This window comes from Micromonospora sp. AB353, assembly GCF_049538395.1.
GTDB classification, from domain to species: Bacteria; Actinomycetota; Actinomycetes; order Mycobacteriales; family Micromonosporaceae; genus Micromonospora; species Micromonospora aurantiaca.
The window spans coordinates 1-564 of sequence record NZ_JBMVFV010000191.1 but is presented as its reverse complement, the minus strand read 5'-3'; the positions used below and the strand labels follow the sequence as shown (position 1 = coordinate 564).

The 564-nt window shown below is 72.0% G+C and carries 1 pseudogene; it reads left to right on the top strand.

Going from position 1 to position 564, the window contains the following annotated elements:
- Nucleotides 1-564, top strand: a pseudogene (locus ACPCK6_RS29630) (IS5 family transposase); the annotation flags it as partial.

The following is a 564-nucleotide window of genomic DNA, read 5'->3' as shown; positions in this document are numbered from 1 at the left end:
GGGGTGTGGCAGCGGCTGCATGAGGTGCTGCTGGCCCGCCTGCGGGGCGCGGGTCAGTTGGACCTGTCGAGGGCGGTGATCGACGGCTCGCACATCCGGGCGCTCAAGGGCGGCCCAAAACCGGTCCGAGCCCGGTCGACCGCCGCAAGCCTGGCTCGAAACACCACGTCATCACCGACGCCGGCGGCATCCCCCTCGCGGTCACACTGACCGGCGGGAACAGACACGACTCCACCCAGACCACCGCTCTGCTCGACGCCATCCCCCCGATCGGCGGGCGGCCGGGCCCGCCACGGCGGCGCCCCGACCGGCTGTATGCCGATCGGGGCTACGACTACGACAGCCACCGCCACCAGATCCGCGCCCGCGGCGTCACCCCCGTCATCGCCCGACGCGGCACACCCCACGGCTCCGGCCTCGGCACCCGACGCTGGGTCGTCGAACGCACCATCGCCTGGCTGCACTGGTTCCGCCGCCTACGCATCCGCTGGGAAATCCGCGACGACATCCACGAAGCCTTCCTCAGCCTCGCCTGCGCCCTCATCTGCTGGCGCCAACTCCAAC